The 18,400-nt window shown below is 67.6% G+C and carries 17 protein-coding genes; 13 read left to right on the plus strand and 4 right to left on the minus strand.

Translation table 11 applies throughout. The annotated features are described in order from the left end of the window. Nucleotides 1–34 precede the first annotated feature (34 nt). From ACTJI6_RS01600 to ACTJI6_RS01625, 6 genes are all read left to right on the plus strand, one after another. Entirely contained in the window at nt 35–931 is an 897-nt protein-coding gene (locus tag ACTJI6_RS01600) for a UTP--glucose-1-phosphate uridylyltransferase (protein WP_126153943.1), read from the plus strand. A 4-nt stretch (nt 932–935) separates the two neighbouring features. Beyond that, on the plus strand, nt 936–1,922 hold the full coding sequence (galE, locus tag ACTJI6_RS01605) for a UDP-glucose 4-epimerase GalE (RefSeq protein WP_440797246.1): 987 nt from the start codon (nt 936–938) through the stop codon (nt 1,920–1,922). Between the two features lie 216 nt (nt 1,923–2,138). Then, a complete protein-coding gene (locus tag ACTJI6_RS01610) occupies nt 2,139–2,969 on the plus strand; it encodes a glycosyltransferase family 2 protein (protein ID WP_440797336.1) in 831 nt (276 codons plus the stop codon). Between the two features lie 93 nt (nt 2,970–3,062). Continuing rightward, entirely contained in the window at nt 3,063–4,091 is a 1,029-nt protein-coding gene (locus ACTJI6_RS01615; protein WP_440797249.1) for a glycosyltransferase family 2 protein, read from the plus strand. Next, the gene (locus ACTJI6_RS01620; RefSeq protein WP_440797251.1) at nt 4,088–5,779 is read left to right on the plus strand and encodes a DUF5927 domain-containing protein; all 1,692 of its coding nucleotides are present in this window, start codon (nt 4,088–4,090) and stop codon (nt 5,777–5,779) included. Before ACTJI6_RS01615 ends, ACTJI6_RS01620 begins: the two co-directional genes overlap by 4 nt. Then, entirely contained in the window at nt 5,776–7,173 is a 1,398-nt protein-coding gene (locus tag ACTJI6_RS01625) for a hypothetical protein (protein WP_440797253.1), read from the plus strand. The genes ACTJI6_RS01620 and ACTJI6_RS01625 overlap by 4 nt, the downstream gene beginning before the upstream one ends. A 119-nt stretch (nt 7,174–7,292) precedes the next feature. Here the strand turns inward: ACTJI6_RS01625 and ACTJI6_RS01630 are convergent, their stop codons facing one another. Further along, nucleotides 7,293–8,681, minus strand: a complete 1,389-nt coding sequence (locus ACTJI6_RS01630) for a phosphomannomutase (protein ID WP_440797255.1) — start codon at nt 8,679–8,681, stop codon at nt 7,293–7,295. Between the two features lie 141 nt (nt 8,682–8,822). Here ACTJI6_RS01630 and ACTJI6_RS01635 point away from each other — a divergent pair, with 141 nt between their 5' ends. The 6 genes from ACTJI6_RS01635 (at nt 8,823) to ACTJI6_RS01660 (ending at nt 13,055) form a co-directional block, all read left to right on the plus strand. After that, entirely contained in the window at nt 8,823–9,224 is a 402-nt protein-coding gene (locus tag ACTJI6_RS01635) for a ketosteroid isomerase-related protein (protein ID WP_440797257.1), read from the plus strand. Further along, nucleotides 9,221–9,805 (plus strand): GNAT family N-acetyltransferase, encoded by a 585-nt coding sequence (locus ACTJI6_RS01640; protein WP_440797259.1) that lies wholly within the window; start codon nt 9,221–9,223, stop codon nt 9,803–9,805. Before ACTJI6_RS01635 ends, ACTJI6_RS01640 begins: the two co-directional genes overlap by 4 nt. Beyond that, nucleotides 9,802–10,674: a carbon-nitrogen hydrolase family protein gene (locus ACTJI6_RS01645; protein ID WP_440797261.1), complete on the plus strand. Its 873-nt coding sequence runs from the start codon at nt 9,802–9,804 to the stop codon at nt 10,672–10,674. Before ACTJI6_RS01640 ends, ACTJI6_RS01645 begins: the two co-directional genes overlap by 4 nt. Nucleotides 10,675–10,737: 63 nt before the next feature. Beyond that, nucleotides 10,738–11,160: an alternative ribosome rescue aminoacyl-tRNA hydrolase ArfB gene (gene arfB, locus ACTJI6_RS01650; RefSeq protein WP_440797338.1), complete on the plus strand. Its 423-nt coding sequence runs from the start codon at nt 10,738–10,740 to the stop codon at nt 11,158–11,160. Then, nucleotides 11,157–11,609 (plus strand): NUDIX hydrolase, encoded by a 453-nt coding sequence (locus ACTJI6_RS01655; protein WP_126153933.1) that lies wholly within the window; start codon nt 11,157–11,159, stop codon nt 11,607–11,609. Before arfB ends, ACTJI6_RS01655 begins: the two co-directional genes overlap by 4 nt. Nucleotides 11,610–11,618: 9 nt before the next feature. Next, complete coding sequence (locus ACTJI6_RS01660) at nt 11,619–13,055, plus strand: inorganic phosphate transporter (protein WP_440797263.1); 1,437 nt, start codon at nt 11,619–11,621, stop codon at nt 13,053–13,055. A gap of 9 nt (nt 13,056–13,064) precedes the next feature. Here ACTJI6_RS01660 and pncB read toward each other — a convergent pair whose 3' ends face one another. Together pncB and pncA are read right to left on the minus strand one after the other, a co-directional pair. Next, nucleotides 13,065–14,357 carry a nicotinate phosphoribosyltransferase gene (gene pncB / locus ACTJI6_RS01665; protein ID WP_126153931.1) on the minus strand — a complete coding sequence of 431 codons (1,293 nt, stop codon included), beginning with the start codon at nt 14,355–14,357 and terminating at the stop codon, nt 13,065–13,067. A 3-nt stretch (nt 14,358–14,360) separates the two neighbouring features. Beyond that, nucleotides 14,361–14,957, minus strand: a complete 597-nt coding sequence (pncA, locus tag ACTJI6_RS01670) for a bifunctional nicotinamidase/pyrazinamidase (protein WP_126153930.1) — start codon at nt 14,955–14,957, stop codon at nt 14,361–14,363. A 97-nt stretch (nt 14,958–15,054) separates the two neighbouring features. Between pncA and trhO the strand changes: the two genes are divergently transcribed. Beyond that, entirely contained in the window at nt 15,055–15,945 is an 891-nt protein-coding gene (gene trhO, locus ACTJI6_RS01675) for an oxygen-dependent tRNA uridine(34) hydroxylase TrhO (RefSeq protein WP_440797340.1), read from the plus strand. 98 nt (nt 15,946–16,043) lie between these two features. Here trhO and ACTJI6_RS01680 read toward each other — a convergent pair whose 3' ends face one another. Beyond that, on the minus strand, nt 16,044–18,323 hold the full coding sequence (locus ACTJI6_RS01680; RefSeq protein WP_440797266.1) for an NADP-dependent malic enzyme: 2,280 nt from the start codon (nt 18,321–18,323) through the stop codon (nt 16,044–16,046). Between the last annotated feature and the right edge of the window lie 77 nt (nt 18,324–18,400).

An 18,400-nucleotide genomic window follows, 5' to 3' on the forward strand; every position in this document is an offset into this window, starting at 1 on the left:
TCCGCCGCGAAAGATCGAAAAAGGTGTCAGCACGATGACTCGTAAAGTTACCAAGGCCATCTTCCCCGTGGCTGGTCTGGGGACACGCTTCCTTCCCGCCACGAAAAGCATCCCGAAAGAGATCATGACCCTGGTCGACCGGCCCCTGATCCAATACGCGATCGACGAGGCGCGGGCCGCCGGCATCACCGAATTCATCTTCGTCACCTCTCGCGGCAAGGGCGCGCTGGAGGATTACTTCGACCACGCGCACGAACTGGAAAGCAGCCTGAAGAAATCCGGCAAGACCGAGCTTCTGGAAACCCTGCGCGGCACCAACATGGAATCGGGCGCCATCGCCTATATCCGCCAGCACAAGGCCTTGGGCCTGGGCCACGCGGTCTGGTGCGCGCGCCGCCTGCTGGCCGATGACGAACCCTTCGCGGTGGTTCTGACCGACGACGTGATCATGGGCGAACCCCCCTGCCTGCAACAGATGATCGAGGCCTATGGCGAGACCGGCGGCAGCATGGTCGCCACGATGGAGGTCGCGCCCGAAAAGGCCCAGGCCTACGGCGTCCTGGACGTGGCCGAGGATATGGGCGCCATCGTCAGGGCGCGCGGCATGGTCGAAAAGCCCCCGCTGGGCACTGCGCCGTCGAACCTGGCGGTGATCGGCCGCTATATCCTGGCGCCGACGGTGATGCAGAACCTCAACAAGCTGAAGGCTGGGTCGGGCGGGGAAATCCAGCTGACCGACGCCATCGCCGACGACATCGCGGCAGGCCGCGACGTGTTCGGCCTGCGCTTCCGGGGCCAGCGTTTCGACTGCGGATCGAAGGCCGGTTTCCTGCAAGCGACCGTCGCCTTCGGGCTCGAGCGCGACGAACTGAAGGAAGAATTCGCCGAATACCTGCACGACATCATGTCGATGCGCCGGGCGGCCGAATAAACGCATGTCGCGAACGGTATTGGTGACGGGGGGCGCGGGCTATATCGGCTCGCACGCCTGCAAGGCCCTGGCTGCGGCGGGCTATCTGCCCGTCACGCTGGACAATCTGTCGACCGGCTGGCGCGATGCGGTGAAGTTCGGACCCTTCGTGCAGGCCGACCTGCTGGACCGGGCGGCGCTTGACGCGGCCTTCGCCGAACATCGCCCCGCCGCCGTCCTGCATTTCGCCGCCCTCAGCCAGGTGGGCGAGGCGATGGCCGAACCCGGCAAGTACTGGCGCAACAATGTCAGCGGATCGCTGAACCTGATCGAGGCCGCCATCGACGCGGGCTGCCTGGATGTCGTCTTCAGTTCCACCTGCGCGACCTATGGCGACAGCGACGGAGAGGTTCTGGACGAAGATACCCCCCAGGCGCCCTTGAACGCCTATGGCGCCAGCAAGCGCGCGATCGAGGACATGCTGGCCGATTTCGGCGCGTCCCACGGGCTGCGCTCGGTGATCTTTCGGTATTTCAACGTCGCGGGCGCCGATCCCGACGGAGAGGTGGGCGAACATCACCGCCCCGAAACCCATCTGATCCCGCTGATCCTGGATGCGGTCGACGGCAAGCGCGCGGCGCTGACGGTGCATGGCACCGACTATCCGACGCCGGACGGCACCTGCATCCGCGACTATGTGCATGTGATGGATCTGGTCGATGCGCATGTCCGGGGCCTGGAATGGCTGCGCGCGGGCAAGGCCAGCCGGGTCTTCTGCCTGGGCACCGGCGACGGTTTCTCGGTCCGCGAGGTCGTGGACGCGACCCGCCATGTCACCAACCGCCCGGTGCCGATGGTGGACGGCCCGCGCCGGGGCGGCGATGCCGTCAAGCTGGTCTGCGGCAGCACTCGCGCCAAGGCGGAACTGGGCTGGCAGCCGCATCGGTCCACCATGAAGCAGATGATCGCGGATGCCTGGCGCTGGCATCAGAACGGCTCTTACCAGGCGTGACCGGCGGCCCGCCAGCCCTGCGGCGCGCCTGGTCGGCCTGGCGCCTGCGCTGGAAACGACGCGCGCTGCTGTGGCGCTGCCTGCGCGCGGGCCGTGACCTGATCCCCTTGGCGGATCGCACTGCGGNCGGCGATCCGCCCCGGCGACATCCTGTGTTTCGCGGCTATCCGCAACGAAACCCTGCGCCTGCCCGAATTCCTGCATCATTACCGCAGGCTGGGCGTCGCGCATTTCCTGATCGTCGACAATGCCAGCACCGATGGCAGCGACCGCCTGCTGCGCGACCAGCCCGACGTGTCGCTGTGGCAGGCGCCCGGCAGCTATCGCGCGGCGCGGTTCGGGATGGACTGGCTGGGCGCGCTGCTGTTCAGGCACGGCCACGGCCATTGGTGCCTGACCGTCGATGCAGACGAGTTGCTGATCTATCCCGATTGGGACCGCCGCCCGCTGCCGCACCTGGCCGCGCACCTGGACGCCGCCCGCCGCCCGGCGATGGGGGCGATGATGCTGGATCTGTATCCGCGCGGCCCGCTGGACCGGGCCGAGGCCGGACCGCAGGCGCCTCTGGCCGACCGACTGCCCTGGTTCGATCCCGCCCCCTATCGCTGCCGCGTGATGTCGCCCAGGCGCAACCGCATCCTGCATGGCGGGGTCCGCGAACGGGTGTTCTTTCCCGGCGAGCCGGACCGGGGACCGACGCTGAACAAGCTGCCTCTGGTGCGGTGGAACCGGCGCTATGTCTATGTCAACTCGACTCACTCGCTGCTGCCGCCCCGGCTGAACGACCAATATGACGGCCCCGGCGATCCGCGCCTGTCCGGGGTGCTGCTGCATGGCAAGTTCCTGCCCGACAGCGCCGCCCGCGCCGCCGAGGAGCTGGTCCGGCGGCAGTATTTCGTCGATCCGGACGGCTATCGCCCCTATCATCGCGCCGTCGCGGCGGCGCCGGTCCTGTGGCATGGCGGATCCGTCCGATATTCCGGCTGGCGGCAGTTGCTTGACCTGCGGCTGATGGGCCGAGGAGCATGGCTGTCGTCCGACGGTTGAAGGGGCGATCAACGCTCTTGCCAAATGCGTGTATTCGACGCATTCGGACATCATGACAGGCAGGCGTCAGGGTGGGGATCGGCAGGGGTGGCGATGCGGGGCCTAGGCGGGCATCCCCTGGTCAGCCGCCTGCGCCGCCGTGCGGAACGCCAGCGCCTGATCGCGCGCGGCATCCTGGGCGGCGGAGCCCTGCGCGCGCTGTCGGACCGCACCCGCCGGATCGGGCCAGGCGACATTCTGTGCCTTGTCACCCTGCGCGACGAGCGCGCGCGTCTGCCCTGGTTCCTGGATTATTATCGTGGGCTGGGGGTCCGCCACTTCCTGATGGTGGACAACGACAGCAGCGACGGCGGCGCCGATTACCTGCGCGCCCAGCCCGACGTGTCGCTGTGGTGGACCGATGCCAGCTACAAGGCCGCGCGATTCGGCATGGACTGGATGAACGCGCTGCTGCGGCGCCATGGCCGGGGGCACTGGTGTCTGACGGTCGATCCCGACGAATTCCTGGTCTATCCGCATATGGATCAGCGTCCGCTGACGGCCCTGACAAGCTGGCTGGAGGCGTCCGGGCGGCGGTCCTTTCCGGCGATGCTGCTGGACATGTATCCCAAGGGCCCGATCGAGGATGCCTTCTGCGCCCAAGGCCAGGATCCCTTCGCGGTCGCCCGCTGGTTCGATCCGGCCAATTATTCGATCCAGAAGAACGGCTATTTCGGCAACCTGTGGATCCAGGGCGGGCCGCGCAGGCGGGCGTTCTTTTCCCATGACCCGCTGGCCAGCCCGGCGCTGAACAAGATCCCGCTGGTGAAATGGGACGCGCGCTATGCCTATGTCAGTTCGACCCACATGCTGCTGCCGCGCGGCCTGAACCTGGTCTATGACGAGGACGGGGGCGAGCTGATCTCGGGCTGTCTGCTGCACGCCAAGTTCCTGTCCAGCTTCGCCGCCAAGTCGGCCGAGGAACTTGATCGGCGGCAGCATTACGGCGACAGCCGGGAATACCGCGCCTATCACGACGGCCTGCATCGGGGCGTAGACCTGTGGTGCAGCGAATCGCGCGAATACCGCGACTGGCGGCAGCTGGAGGATTTGGGCCTGATCTCTCGCGGGAGCTGGGCATGACGGCGGCGGTGCGCCTGGGGGTGGTGGTGCTGTGCCATGGCGATCTGGACCTGGTCGCGCGGCTGGCGCGCATCTGGGCGGATGGCGGCGCCCGGGTGGCGGTCCATGTCGATGCCAAGGTCTCGGCCGCGCGGCTGGGGGGACTGCGGAGGGCTTTGGCCGAGTGCGGCGACATCATCTTCGTCGCCCGCCGCAACCGCTGTTCCTGGGGCCGCTTCAGCCTGGTGCGGGCCACCCAGGACGCGGCGACGGACCTGCTGGCGCGCTTTCCCGACACGACCCATGTCTATCTGGCCTCGGGCGCCTGCCTGCCGCTGCGGCCCATTGCCGAACTGACCGCCTATCTGGCCGCCGATCCCGACCGCGACCATATCGAAAGCGTCAGCAGCCGGGATGTCGGCTGGACCGTCGGCGGCCTGAGCCAGGAACGCTTCACCCTGTTCTTCCCCTTCGACTGGAAGCGCCGCCGCTGGCTGTTCGACCGCTTCGTCGCCTGGCAGCGCCGGCGCGGGATCTGCCGCCGGATGCCCTCTGGGCTGTCGCCGCATCTGGGGTCGCAGTGGTGGTGCCTGACCGCGCGGACCCTGCGCGCCATCCTGGAGGATCCGCGACGCGCAGAATTCGACCGCTTCTTCCGCTTCACCTGGATCCCGGACGAAAGCTATTTCCAGACGCTGGTGCGCCGCCATTCGGCCCAAGTGGAAAGCGGGTCGCTGACCATGGCCAAATTCGACCATACCGGGCGGCCCTATCTTCTGTATGACGACCATATCGACATGCTGGCCGATTCGCGCTGTTTCGTCGCCCGCAAGATCTGGCCGGGGGCGTCGCGGCTGCTGTCGCATTTTCCGCTGCCGGTCGACGGCCAGCCGCAGGTCGATCCGCCGCAACCGGCGCGAATGTCGCGGATCATCGACCAGACGGTGCGCCGCCGCGTCCTGGGGCGGCCGGGGCTGTACATGCAAAGCCGCTTTCCCCGCAAGGACGCCGAAAACGGCAAGACCTCGGCCCCCTATGCGGTCATCCAGGGGCTGACCGACATCTTCCCGGATTTCGAGGGCTGGCTGCGCGGGCACCTGTCCTGCGATGTCCACGGCCACCTGTTCGGACCCGATGGCGTCGAATTCGCGGGCCGCCCGCGCATCGGGCCGGGGGCGATCTCGGCCGATCCGCGGATCCGCGACCGCGATCCGCAGGGCTTCCTGACCTCGCTGATCCGCATCACCGACCGGACGCAGGTGTTCCAGTTCAGCCCGCGCGACAACCAGGCGCTGAACTGGTTCATCGCCACCGACCCCAATGCGCATATGCTGGTCGTGACCGGCGCCTGGAAGCTGCCGCTGCTGCATTCGGGGATGCCCTTCGACGACGTGCGCCGGGTCTTCGCGCAGTTGCAGCGGATCGAGCTGGAACAGCTAGATGTGCTGAATTCGCTGTGGGTTCGCGCCCGGCTGCATCATCACGACCTCGGCGAATTCCTGCGCCATCCCCTGCCGATCCTCCAGGATGTCCTGTCGCAGATCGACCCGCATTCCGTGCCCGTGGCGGTGCTGCCCGCGATGCGCGACCCGACCGGCCTGGACGGGATGCTGCGCCGGTTGCGCAATTCTGGCCTGCGGCCCCGCCTGACCGGCGAGGATCTGCCCGCCTCCGATCTGCCGATCACCGAAAGGACAGCCGCCGAATGACCCAGGGCTTTCGCAGCTTCGTCATCTTCGCCGGGATGCGCACCGGGTCCAATCTGCTGGAGGCGACGCTGAACGCCGTGCGGGGCGTCACCTGCTTCGGCGAGGCGTTCAACCCCTATATGATGGGCTGGCCCGACAAGGACGAGATGCTGGGCGTCACCCGCGCCGCGCGCGAGGCCGATCCGCTGCCCCTGCTGGCGCGGCTGACCGACAAGCCGGGCCACCTGCCGGGCTTCCGCTATTTCCACGACCACGACCCCCGCGTGCTGGAGCCGGTCATCGCGGACCGGGCCTGCGCCAAGATCATCCTGACGCGCAATCCGCTGGACAGTTATGTCTCGACCCGCCTGGCATGGGAGACCAATCAGTGGAAGCTGAACGAAACCGAGGTGCCGATCCCCGCGCGCATCACCTATGACGGCGAGGAATTCCGCCGGATGCTGTCCGCGGCCGAGGATTTCAGGCGCCATGTAACCGGCCGGTTGCAGGCAACCGGGCAGGCGGCCTTCCATCTGGATTACGAGGATCTGCGCGATGCCGGGGTGATGACCGGGCTGCTGCACTGGCTGGGCCGCACCGATCTGGAGCGGGTAGAACCGGCGCGCGATCAGGTGCCGCAAAACCCGCAGGAACTGGCGCAGAAGGTCACCAATTTCGACGCCATGCAGGACGACCTGCGCGGCATCGACCCGTTCGGGCTGCATCGCATCCCCCATTTCGAACCCCGACGCGGCCCCGCCGTGCCCAGCTTCCTGGCCGCCGATGCGGGCCGGGGACTGCTGTTCATGCCGGTCCGGGGGGGACCGGACCGGGCGATCCGCGATTGGCTGGCGGCGCTTGGCCCGGTCCAGGGCGCCTTTACCCAATCCGGCCTGCGGCAATGGAAACGCGCCCGTCCCGGCCATCGCAGCTTCACCTTGCTGCGCCACCCCCTGCTGCGGGCCTGGGACGCCTTCGATCACCTGCTGATGCGCGGCAAGCCCGAGGAGCGCGAGGTGCTGCGTGGTTTGCATCGCGTGTCCCTGCCGCCAGACGATGCGCTGTCGCGGCTGGCCCGAGACGATCGTGTCGCCATTTTCGCCGATTTCCTGGGTTTCCTGCGCCGCAATCTGAATGGCCAGACCTCGTTGCCGACCCAGCCGATCTGGGCCAGCCAGAGCGAGGTTCTGTCAGGCTTCGCCCGCTTCGCGGTCCCCGACATGCTGGTCCGCGAAGATCGGCTGGCCGAGGATTTGCGCCATCTGGCGCGCGCGACCGGACTGTCGGACGCCGACCCTGACGCCGTGACGCCCGCCCTCATCCCGGATGCGCTGCGCGATCCCCGGCTGGCCGAGGCTGCGCAGGCGGCATACCTGCGCGATTATATCGCCTTCGGCTTCGGCCTGATGCCCTAGCCGCCCGTTTTCATCTTCGCCCGAATATCCGCGGGCTTCCGAGCGACCGGAAAAAGGTCCGGTGGACCTTTCAGCGAAGGAGGGGCAGGCCTAAGCGGGGGGCGCGACGCGCCCAGCGGCTACGCCTGCAACAACGCCGCCAGTTCCGCCTGCTTTTCGCGGACCAAAGCCGCGTCGCCGTCGGATTCCAGGTTCAGCCGCACCACGGGTTCGGTGTTCGACTTGCGCAGGTTGAAGCGCCAGGTGCCGAAATCCAGCGATACGCCGTCCAGGTCGTCGCGGCTTTCGGCCTGCGGTTCGTATTTCGCGATCAGTCGGGCGATCGCCGCGTCGGGATCGTCGATGTGATAATTCGTTTCGCCCGAGGACGGGTACAGCCGCATCCGTTCTTCCAGCAGCTCGGCCAGCGTCTGACCCTTGCGCGACAGCAGTTCGATCATCAGCAACCAGGGGATCATGCCGCTGTCGCAGTAATAGAAGTCGCGGAAGTAATGGTGGGCCGACATCTCTCCGCCATAGATCGCGCCCACGTCGCGCATCTTGCGCTTGATGAAGGCGTGGCCGGTCTTGCTGACCACCGCCTCGCCGCCCGCCTCCTCGATCATCGCCTTGGTATTCATGATCACGCGGGGGTCGTGGACGATCTTTTCGCCGGGGCTTTTCTCAAGGAAGGCCGCGCCCAGCAGGCCGACGATATATTCGCCGGGGATGAAGCGGCCGTTCTCGTCGAAGAAGAAGCAGCGGTCGAAATCGCCGTCCCAGGCGACGCCCAGATCGGCGTCCTCGGCCTTGACCTTCTCGACCGTGACGGGCTGGTTCTCGGGCAGCAGCGGGTTCGGGATGCCGTTCGGGAAGCTGCTGTCGACGTTATGGTGCATCCGCACGAAGGTCAGCGGCGCGCCGCGCTTTTCCAGCTCGGCCGCGATGGCGTCGAACGTCGGGCCCGCCGTGCCGTTGCCGGCATTCACCACGATCTTCATCGGCTTCAGGACCGAGACATCGACGAAATCCGCCATCGCCTTGGCATATTCAGCGCGGGCATGGCTGAAATCGGTAACGCTGCCCTTTTCGGCGGGCGCAAAGACGCCGCTGGTCGCCAGTTCTACGATCGGGGGCAGTTCGGTCGCCGGATCCAGCGGGGCAGATCCGCGCCCGACGATCTTCATGCCGTTGTAGTTGATCGGGTTGTGGGACGCCGTGACCTCGATCCCGCCATCGGTGTCGTGGAATCCGGTGTGGAAATAGACCTCCTCGGTTCCCGCCAGGCCCAGATCCAGCACGTCGGCACCGCCATCGGTCAGCCCCTCGATCAGCGCGGCCGCCAGTTCGGGCGAGGTCTCGCGGCTGTCGCGGCCCACCACGACGCGCTTGGCCCCCCGCGCCTGCGCAAAAGCCCGGCCGATCCGATAGGCCACGTCCGCGTCCAGATTCTTGCCCAGTTCGCCCCGAACGTCATAGGCCTTGAAGCAGGTGATCTCGCGATGGCCAAGGTTGCCTTTGTCGCTCATGGGGTAAATCCTTGCTGAACTTCGAACAGACCAAGCGCTAGCAGGACGCCATGGAATTTCAAGGCGCATCTGGTCCTTCTGGTCTAGGTGACGCGAAACGCGAAGGACGCTAGAACCGTTCCCGACCAAGGAGGGATGCCGATGGACGCCAAGACCCTGATCGCCGCCTACTATGAGGCCTTCAACGCCGGCCGCACGGACGAGATGCTGGCCCTGCTGCATGACGACGTAGAGCACCATGTCAACGAAGGCGGCATCCGCAAGGGCAAGGCGCTTTTCGCGGATTTCAACCGCCACATGACCGACAGCTACAAGGAGAGCCTGACCGACATGGTGATCTTCGCCAATGAGGCGGGCGACCGCGCGGCAGCGGAATTCGTGGTGAACGGCACCTATCTGAAGACCGACGAGGGCCTGCCCGAGGCGAAGGGCCAGACATATCGCCTGCCCGCCGGGACGTTCTTCACCATCCGCGACGGCAGGATCGCGCGGGTCACGACCTATTACAACCTGGCCGACTGGACGCGGCAGGTCAGCCAATGACGGTCACGACGCGCGTCCTGACCGGCGAGGCGCTTGGCGCGGCGCTGGAAGACGTCGCGCGTCTGCGGATCCGGGTGTTCCACGATTTCCCCTATCTTTATGACGGGGATCAGGATTACGAACAGGATTACCTGCGCGCCTATCAGTCGCCCGGTGCGGTCGTCGTGGCGGCGATGGACGGCGTCCGCGTGGTGGGGGCCGCGACCGGCGCGCCGATGGTCGATCACGCCGCCGATTTCGCCGCCGCCTTCGAGGACCGGCCGGAACCGCTGGACCAGATCTTCTATTGCGCGGAATCGGTGCTGTTGCGAGAGTATCGCGGCCAGGGCATCGGCCATGCCTTCTTTGACGCGCGCGAGGCCCATGCCCGCGCCTTGGGCCTGACCTTCAGCGCCTTTTGCAGCGTGATCCGCCCCGCCGACCATCCGGCCCGGCCCGCCGATTACCGCCCCCTGGACGATTTCTGGCGCAAGCGCGGCTATGCGCCGCTGCCTGGCGTCATCGCCCGGTTTTCGTGGAAGGATCTGGGCGAGGCGGCAGAGACCGAGAAGCCCCTGCAATTCTGGATGCGCCCGCTATGAGAATCGCCGCCGCCGCCTATCCGATCGACTGGTTCGGCAGCTTCGCCGATTACCGGGCCAAGCTGACCCGCTGGGTCGCGGATGCGGCGGACGCCGACCTGCTGGTCTTTCCCGAATATGCCGCGATGGAGCTGGCGTCCCTGGGCGGGCCGGAGGTGGCAGGCGATCTGGAAGCATCCTTGCACGAGGTCGCCCGGCATTGGCCGCAGGTCCAGGCGCTGCATGTTGACCTTGCGGCACGGCATGGCTGCCATATCCTCGGCGCCTCGGGCCCGGTCTTCGACGGCCCGCGCCCGGTCAACCGCGCGGTGCTGTATGGGCCGCAGGGCGTCATCGGCCATCAGGACAAGCAGATCATGACCCGGTTCGAGCGCGAGGACTGGGATGTGGTGGGCGCCCCCGGCCTGCGGGTCATCGACACGGCCCTGGGCCGGATCGGCGTCCTGATCTGCTATGACAGCGAATTCCCGTTGCTGGGCCGGGTGCTGGCCCAGGCGGGGGCGGAACTGTTGCTGGTGCCAAGCTGCACGGATACGGTTGCGGGCTTTTCCCGCGTGCGGATCGGCGCGATGGCGCGGGCGCTGGAAAGCCAATGCGTGGTGGTCCAGGCGCCCACCGTCGGAGCCTGCGACTGGATGCCCGCGCTGGACGAAAACCGGGGCCGGGCGGCGATCTATGGCCCGCCGGACGGGTTCTGGCCGGAAACCGGCATCATCGCCGAAGGCCCGATGGACCAGCCGGGCTGGGTGATGGCCGATATCGATCTGGCCCGCGTAGGCGACAGCCGCCGCAACGGCGCGGTCCTGCCCTTCGCCCATTGGCCCGAAAGCGAAGGCGCACGCCTGACGGGCACGGAAACCATTTCTTAAACAATTCGTTTTATTCATCGACAGCGCTGGTCACGGAGCCTTTCCGTGCCATATTCCGCAGCTATGCTGCACATCACAGACACCATCACCATCGAGGAGTGGGAGCTGACCGAACAGTTCACCAGATCCCAGGGACCGGGCGGGCAGAACGTCAACAAGGTCGAAACCGCGGTCGAGCTGCGGTTCGAAGCCGCGCGCTCGCCCAACCTGTCCGATGCGGTCAAGCGCCGACTGGAACGGCTGGCGGGGCGGCGCTGGACGCGCGACGGCGCGGTGGTGATCCTGTCGCAGGAAACCCGCAGTCAGGCGCGAAACCGGGAAATCGCGCGCGACCGGCTGGCCGACCTGATCCGGCGCGCGACCGAGGCGGCCCGGCCCAGGGTCGCGACCAAGCCGACCTGGGGCAGCCAGCAGCGCCGTCTGAGGGCCAAGGCCACCAGGGGGGAAGTCAAGGCCCTGCGCGGCAGGGTAGAGGAGGGGGAATGAACGCGATCCGCCAGTCGCTGGGCCTGCTGATCGGGCGGCGGCCGCCTGCCTTGCAGGTCGGCGCGGTCTGCCGCTGCACCAGGACCGGCGATGTCGTCCTGATCACCAGCCGCGGAACCGGGCGCTGGGTGATTCCGAAGGGCTGGCCGATGGAGGGCAAGAGCCTGCCTGCCGCCGCCGCCACCGAGGCCTGGGAGGAAGCGGGGGTCGAGGGGCGGGTGCAGGACGCCGAACTGGGCCGCTATCGCTATGACAAGGAACAGGATCGGGGCTTTTCCGTCCCCATCGAGGTTCGCGTCTTCCTGCTGGAGGCCGACCGCCAGCGCGCCGATTTCCCCGAGGCGAAGCAGCGCAAGCGCCGCTGGTTCGCCCCGGCCGACGCCGCACGCCTGGTTGCGGAACGCGGCCTGCGGGAAATCCTGCTTGCATTGCCGCCGATACCCGGCTGACAACGGGGCATGAGGCCGCCCGACCGCCAATTCGATGTTCTTGACCGGGATCTGCGTCGGATCACCGTCGCGGAATCCGCCCAGTTCCATGCCGTCCGTCCGGTCCTGCGGCTGGGCGCGGGTATCCTGCTGGCGGTATCGCTGATCTTCCTGGCGCTCGGGATCACGGGCCAGCAACCCGGCCTGGTCCTGGTCGGCGCGGGCCTGATCGTGGCGGGCTGGCTGGGGTTGTCGATCGGTGCGAACGACATCGCCAACTCGCTTGGTCCGGCGGTAGGGGCGGGCGCCATCGCCATCGGACCGGGCCTTGCGCTGGTGGCGGCGGCCGAGATCGCGGGCGCGACGCTGGCAGGCCATGTCGTCACGCATCGCCTGGCCGAGGGGATCGTGGACGTCCGTGTGCTGACCGGCGCGGGCGGGCAGATCGTGATGCTGGCCGCGCTGATCGCGGCGGCGGGCTGGATCACGGTCGCGACGGGGGCGAACCTGCCGGTCTCGACCTCGCATTCCATCGTGGGCGCGATTGCCGGATCCGGGCTGGCGGCGGCCGGGTCGGCGGCGGTGTCCTGGGGCGGCATCGCGATGATGGCGCTGGCCTGGATCCTGACCCCCATCGCCGCCGCGATCCTGGCCGGGGTTCTGCTGGCGCTGCTGCGCATCAAGGTGGCCGAGGCGCCGGATCGCAGCCGCGCTGCCCGCGCCTGGCTGCCGCCGCTGATCGGCGCCATGGTCGGGCTGTTCACGGCCTATGTCGCCACCCTGGTTCCCGTCCTGTCGCTGCGGCTTCCCCAGGCGCTGCTGCCCGGCGCGGCGGCGGGCCTGGCGGCGATGCTGCTGATGCGCCGCCGCGTCGGGCAGATCCTGGCCGAGGCGGGGGGCGACCGGCCCGGCATGAAGCGGATTCTGCGCCAGCCGCTGTTGTTCGCGGCCGTGATGATGGCCTTTGCCCATGGCGCGGGTGATGCGGGCAACGTGGCGGGGCCGCTGCTGGTCATCCTGTCGCCGCCGCACCGCGATCCCTTGCCCGTCCCGCTGCTGCTGCTGGCCGTGGCGGGCACCGCTATCGCCCTGGGCGCCCTTCTGTTCGGGCGTCGGCTGGTCGGCGTCATCGGCGAGGGGATCACCCGGCTCAATCCGGCCCGTGCCTTCTGCATCACGCTGGCGACGGCGATGATCGTGCTGTTCGCCTCGGGCTGGGGGCTGCCGGTGTCCTCGACCCATGTCGCGGTGGGCGGGGTCTTCGGCGTGGGCTTCGTGCGAGAGATGCTGGACCGCCGTGCCGACCGCCGTCGCGCGGCCCTGCCGGCCGAGGAACGGCAAAGGCGCCAGCTGATCCGCCGCAGCCATGTGGCGACGATCACCGTGGCCTGGGTCGTGACGGTGCCGATCACCGCGCTGCTGGGCGGGCTGTGCTGCCTGGCGATGCTGTGGTTGATGGGGGCCTGAGGAGGCGCGTTACACCACCACGTCCATCCGCGCCTGGTTGTCCACGCCGAAGACCCGGCGATAGCGGGCGATCTCGTCCGCCGGGCCGGTCGCCTTGGCGGGATTGTCCGACAGCTTGACCGTCGGGCGGCCGTTGGCCGAGACCGCCTTGCAGACCAGGCTGAAGGGCGCCAGCCCGTCGCCCGCGACCAGGCCCCGGAAATCGTTGGTCAGCAGCGTGCCCCAGCCGAAGCTGACCTTGACCCGGCCATGGAATTGGTGGTGCAGCTCGACGATCTTCTTCACGTCCAGCCCGTCTGAAAAGATCACCAGCTTCTGGCGCGGATCCTCGCCCCGGTCCTGCCACCAGCGGATCGCGGTTTCCGCGCCCGCCGCCGGATCGCCGCTGTCGATGCGGATCCCCGTCCAGCCCGCCAGCCAGTCGGGCGCGCCTTTCAGGAAGCCTTCGGTTCCGTAGGTGTCGGGCAGGATCATGCGCAGGTTGCCGTCATGCTCCTCGTGCCAGTCGGCCAGAACCTCATAGGGGGCGCGCCGCAGATCCTCGTCCGTTTCGGCAAGCGCGGCATAGACCATCGGCAGTTCATGGGCATTGGTGCCGATTGCCTCGATATCGCGGCGCATGGCGATCAGGCAGTTCGAGGTGCCGGTGAAGCGTTCCCCCAGGCCCTCGATCATGGCCTGGACGGCCCAGTCCTGCCACAGGAAGCTGTGGCGCCGCCTTGTGCCGAAATCGGCGATGCGCAGGTCGGGCAGGGTACGCAGGATTTCGATCTTTTCCCACAGCCGGGTCATGGCGCGGGCATAGAGAACCTGCAATTCGAACCGGCCCAGCGTCGTCAGGACGGCGCGCGAGCGCAATTCCATCAGGATGGCAAGCGCGGGAATTTCCCACAGCATCACCTCGGGCCAGCGGCCTTCGAAGGTCAGTTCGTACTGGCCGTCGCGCTTTTCCAGCTGATAGGGGGGCAGGCGCAGGTTTTCCAGGAACTCCATGAAATCGGGGCGGAACATCTGGCGCTTGCCATAGAAGGTGTTGCCCCGCAGCCAGGTGGATTCGCCCCGCGTCAGCGACAGGCCGCGAACATGGTCCAGCTGTTCGCGCAGCTCTCCCTCGTCGATCAGGTCGGCCAGGCGGATGCGGGTGGTCCGGTTGATCAGGCTGAAACGGACCGTAGTGTCGGGCCGGTTGCGAAAGATCGACTGGCACATCAGCAACTTGTAGAAGTCGGTGTCGATCAGCGACCGGACGATCGGGTCGATCTTCCATTTGTGGTTATAGACGCGGGTGGCGATATCGGCCATCGGTCACTCCAGGTTGACGCCGGCGGCGCGCATGTCGGCGCGGGCTCGGTCGCGGCTGCCGTCCAGGTCGATGGCGCGGGTGGCGGATTCGATCACGGTGGCGGCAAAGCCCAGTTTCGCGGCGTCGACCGCGCTCCAGGCGACGCAGAAATCATGGGCAAGGCCGACGAAGGACAGGTCGGAAAGCCCCCGGTCGCGCAGGTATCCGGCCAGGCCGGTGGGGGTCTGACGGTCGTTTTCGAAGAAGGCGGAATAGCTGTCGATGGCAGGCCGGAAGCCCTTGCGGATCACCAGGTCGGCGCGGGACAGATCCAGGCCGGGGTGGAAATCGGCGCCCGGCGTGCCGATCACGCAATGGCGGGGCCACAGCACCTGCGGCCCATAGGGCATGTCCGTCACGCTGAACGGTGCCGCGCCGGGATGGTTGGCGGCGAAGCTGGCGTGATCGGCGGGATGCCAGTCCTGGGTCAGCACCACCGCGTCGAAACCGGCCATCAGCGCATTGATGGGGCCCACGATGGTATCGCCCCCCGTCACCGCAAGGGCGCCGCCGGGGCAGAAATCGGCCTGCATGTCGATGACGATCAGGGCGCGTGCCATCCCATCCCCCTTGCTGCACGGTGGACCATGCCTAGGAACTGCCGCGGCCGGGGTCAATGGCTTGCAAGGCCGCAGGATGCTGGCTATGGCCGCCCTCATGCTGATCGTCGCCGCGCTGTATCATTTCACCAGGATGCCCGACCCCGCCGCCCTTCGGGCGCCGCTGGCCAAGGTGGCTTGCGGCCAGGGCGTCAAGGGCACCCTGCTGCTGGCGCCCGAGGGGATCAACGGCACCATCGCCGGAACGCGGGCGGGCGTCGATGCGGTGCTGGCCCATATCCGCGCCCTGCCGGGCTGCGCGGATCTGGAGTGGAAGGAAAGCCCGACCGACCGGATGCCCTTCGGCAAGATGAAGGTGCGGCTGAAGCGGGAAATCGTGACGATGGGCCAGCCCGATGTCGATCCGCGCGCCTCGGTCGGCCATTACGTCGAACCGACCGACTGGAACGCGCTGATCAGCGCCCCGGACGTGGCCGTGATCGACACCCGCAACGATTACGAGGTCGAGATCGGCACCTTCGCGGGCGCTGTCGATCCCGGCACCCGGTCGTTCCGCGACTTTCCCGCCTGGTGGCAGGCCAACGCGGCCCGTTTCGCGGGAAAGCGCGTGGCGATGTTCTGCACCGGCGGCATCCGCTGCGAGAAATCGACGAACTATCTGCTGTCTCAAGGGGTCGATCAGGTGTTCCATCTGAAGGGCGGAATCCTGAAATATCTGGAACAGGTGCCCGAGGATGACAGCCTGTGGCGGGGCGAATGCTTCGTCTTCGACCGGCGCGTCAGCCTGACCCACGGCCTGCGGCCGGGCCGCCACGGGCTTTGCCACGCGTGCCGCCGCCCGCTGGCGCCCGAGGACCGCCAGCGTCCCGAATACGAGGATGGCGTCTGCTGCCACCGCTGCATCAAGGAATATTCCCAGGACGACCGCGCCCGCTTCCGCGAACGCCACCGGCAGTTCGGCCTGGCGGCAGCGCGAAAGCCCGACTGACCGCGACGGTTCCGCCAAGGCAAAGGACGCATCTCCTCTTTGCCTTGGTTCAAATATCCCGGGGGAAATCGCCGCAGGCGATTGGGGGCAGCGCCCCCTTACTTGCCCCGGCCCAGGCCCCCCGCCGCGATCGCCGCCATGTTCAGGATGTCGTTCACGGTCGAGGTCGTGGAACAGATCTGGATCGCCTGCGGCACCCCGGTCAGGATCGGGCCGATCACCGTCGCCCCCGCCATTTCCTGCAACAGCTTCACGCTGATCGACGCCGAATGGCGCGCGGGCACCACCAGGACATTCGCCGGTCCGGTCAGGCGGCTGAAAGGATAGCGGGCCATGGATTCCGGGTTCAGCGCCACATCGACGGTCATTTCCCCTTCATATTCGAAATCGGCGCCCCGGCGGTCCAGAACCTCGGTCGCCTTGGCCATCTTCACGGCGCGTTCGCTGACCGGATAGCCGAAGTTCGAGAACGACAGGAAGGCCACGCGCGGCTCAAGCCCCAGCCCGCGCGCGACGGCGGCGCCGCGGGTGGCGATGTCGGCCAGATCCTCGGCTTCGGGCCATTCATGGACCAGCGTGTCGCCGATCATCACGATGCGGCCCTTGTGCAGCACGGCGGTGATGCCCACCGCGCCGTCCTGCGGGCGCAGGTCGAAGACCGTTCCCAGTTGCGCCAGCACCGGGGCGTTCTTGCGGGTCGCGCCGGTGACAAGCCCGTCGCCATGCCCATGCGCCAGCATCAGCGCGGCGAAGACGTGGCGGTCGCGGTTGGCCAGCTTGTGCGCGTCCTCGCGGTCCACGCCCTTGCGTTGCAGGCGCGCATAGAGGAATTCGTGATAGGCATCCAGGTGCCGCGAATTGGCGGCGTTGACCACGGTCAGTTCGCGCACCGCGTCGGCAAGACCCGCCGTCTCCAGCTTTTCCTTCACATCGGCCTCGCGACCGACGACCAGGGCCTGGCCCATGCCGCCGCGCTGCCAGGCGACGGCCGCGCGCAGCACGCGCGGGTCGTCGCCCTCGGCGAAGATCATGCGGGCCTGGCTCTGGCGGGCGCGGGCGTGGATGCCTTGCAGGATGGCGGCGGTCGGGTCCATGCGGTTCTTCAGCGACTGGACGTAACCCTCCATGTCGATGATCGGGCGGCGGGCCACGCCGGTCTCCATCCCCGCCTGCGCGACGGCGGGCGGCACCACATGGATCAGGCGCGGATCGAAAGGCGTCGGGATGATGTAGTCGCGGCCGAATTGCAGCTTGCGGCCGTAAGCCACGGCGACTTCGTCCGGGACATCCTCGCGCGCCAGCTTCGCAAGCGCCTCGGCGCAGGCGATCTTCATCTCGTCGTTGATGGCGCGGGCATGGATGTCCAGCGCGCCCCGGAACAGATAGGGAAAGCCCAGGACGTTGTTCACCTGGTTGGGATAGTCGCTGCGGCCCGTGGCGACGATGGCGTCGGGGCGGACGGCATGGGCTTCCTCGGGGGTGATCTCGGGATCGGGATTGGCCATGGCGAAGATCACCGGGTTGTCGGCCATCGAGGCCACCATGTCCTGCGTCACCGCGCCCTTGGCCGAGACGCCCAGGAACACGTCGGCGCCCTTCATGGCGTCTTCCAGCGTGCGGGCCTCGGTCACGACCGCATGGGCCGATTTCCACTGGTTCATGCCCTCGGTCCGGCCCTGGTAGATGACGCCCTTGGTGTCCGCCATGATGCAGTTCTCGTGCCGCGCGCCCATGGATTTCAGCAGTTCCAGACAGGCGATCCCGGCGGCGCCCGCGCCGTTCAGGACGATCTTCACCTCCTCGATCTTCTTGCCCGACAGCTCCAGCGCGTTCAGCAGGCCCGCCGCGCAGATCACCGCCGTGCCGTGCTGGTCGTCGTGAAAGACCGGAATGTCCATCAGCTCCTTCAGGCGCTGCTCGATGATGAAGCATTCGGGCGCCTTGATATCTTCCAGGTTCACGCCGCCGAAGGTCGGACCCATCAGGCGCACGGCGTTGATGAATTCGTCCGCGTCCTCGGTGTCCAGTTCGATGTCGATGGCGTTCACGTCGGCAAAGCGCTTGAACAGCACCGCCTTGCCCTCCATCACCGGCTTCGAGGCCAGCGCCCCCAGGTTTCCCATCCCCAGGATGGCGGTGCCGTTCGAAATCACCGCGACCATGTTGCCCTTGACGGTATAGTCATAGGCGGTCTCGGGCCGGTCGGCGATGGCCTGGACCGGCACGGCGACCCCCGGCGAATAGGCCAGCGACAGGTCGCGCTGCGTGGTCATGGGGGTCGAGGCCACCACCTCGAATTTCCCCGGACGCGGCTCCATGTGATAGGCCAGGGCCTCCTCGGGCGTGACGCGGGCGCTGCGGGGGGTCTTGTCGGACATTCTGTTCCTCCGGGGATGGTGGACCCGTTTAACGTCGCGTCATCTCCGGCTCAACCGCCTTCGCGGGCAAATCTGTG

It is taken from the genome of Paracoccus sp. 22332, assembly GCF_052045125.1.
Taxonomy (GTDB): Bacteria; Pseudomonadota; Alphaproteobacteria; order Rhodobacterales; family Rhodobacteraceae; genus Paracoccus; species Paracoccus haematequi_A.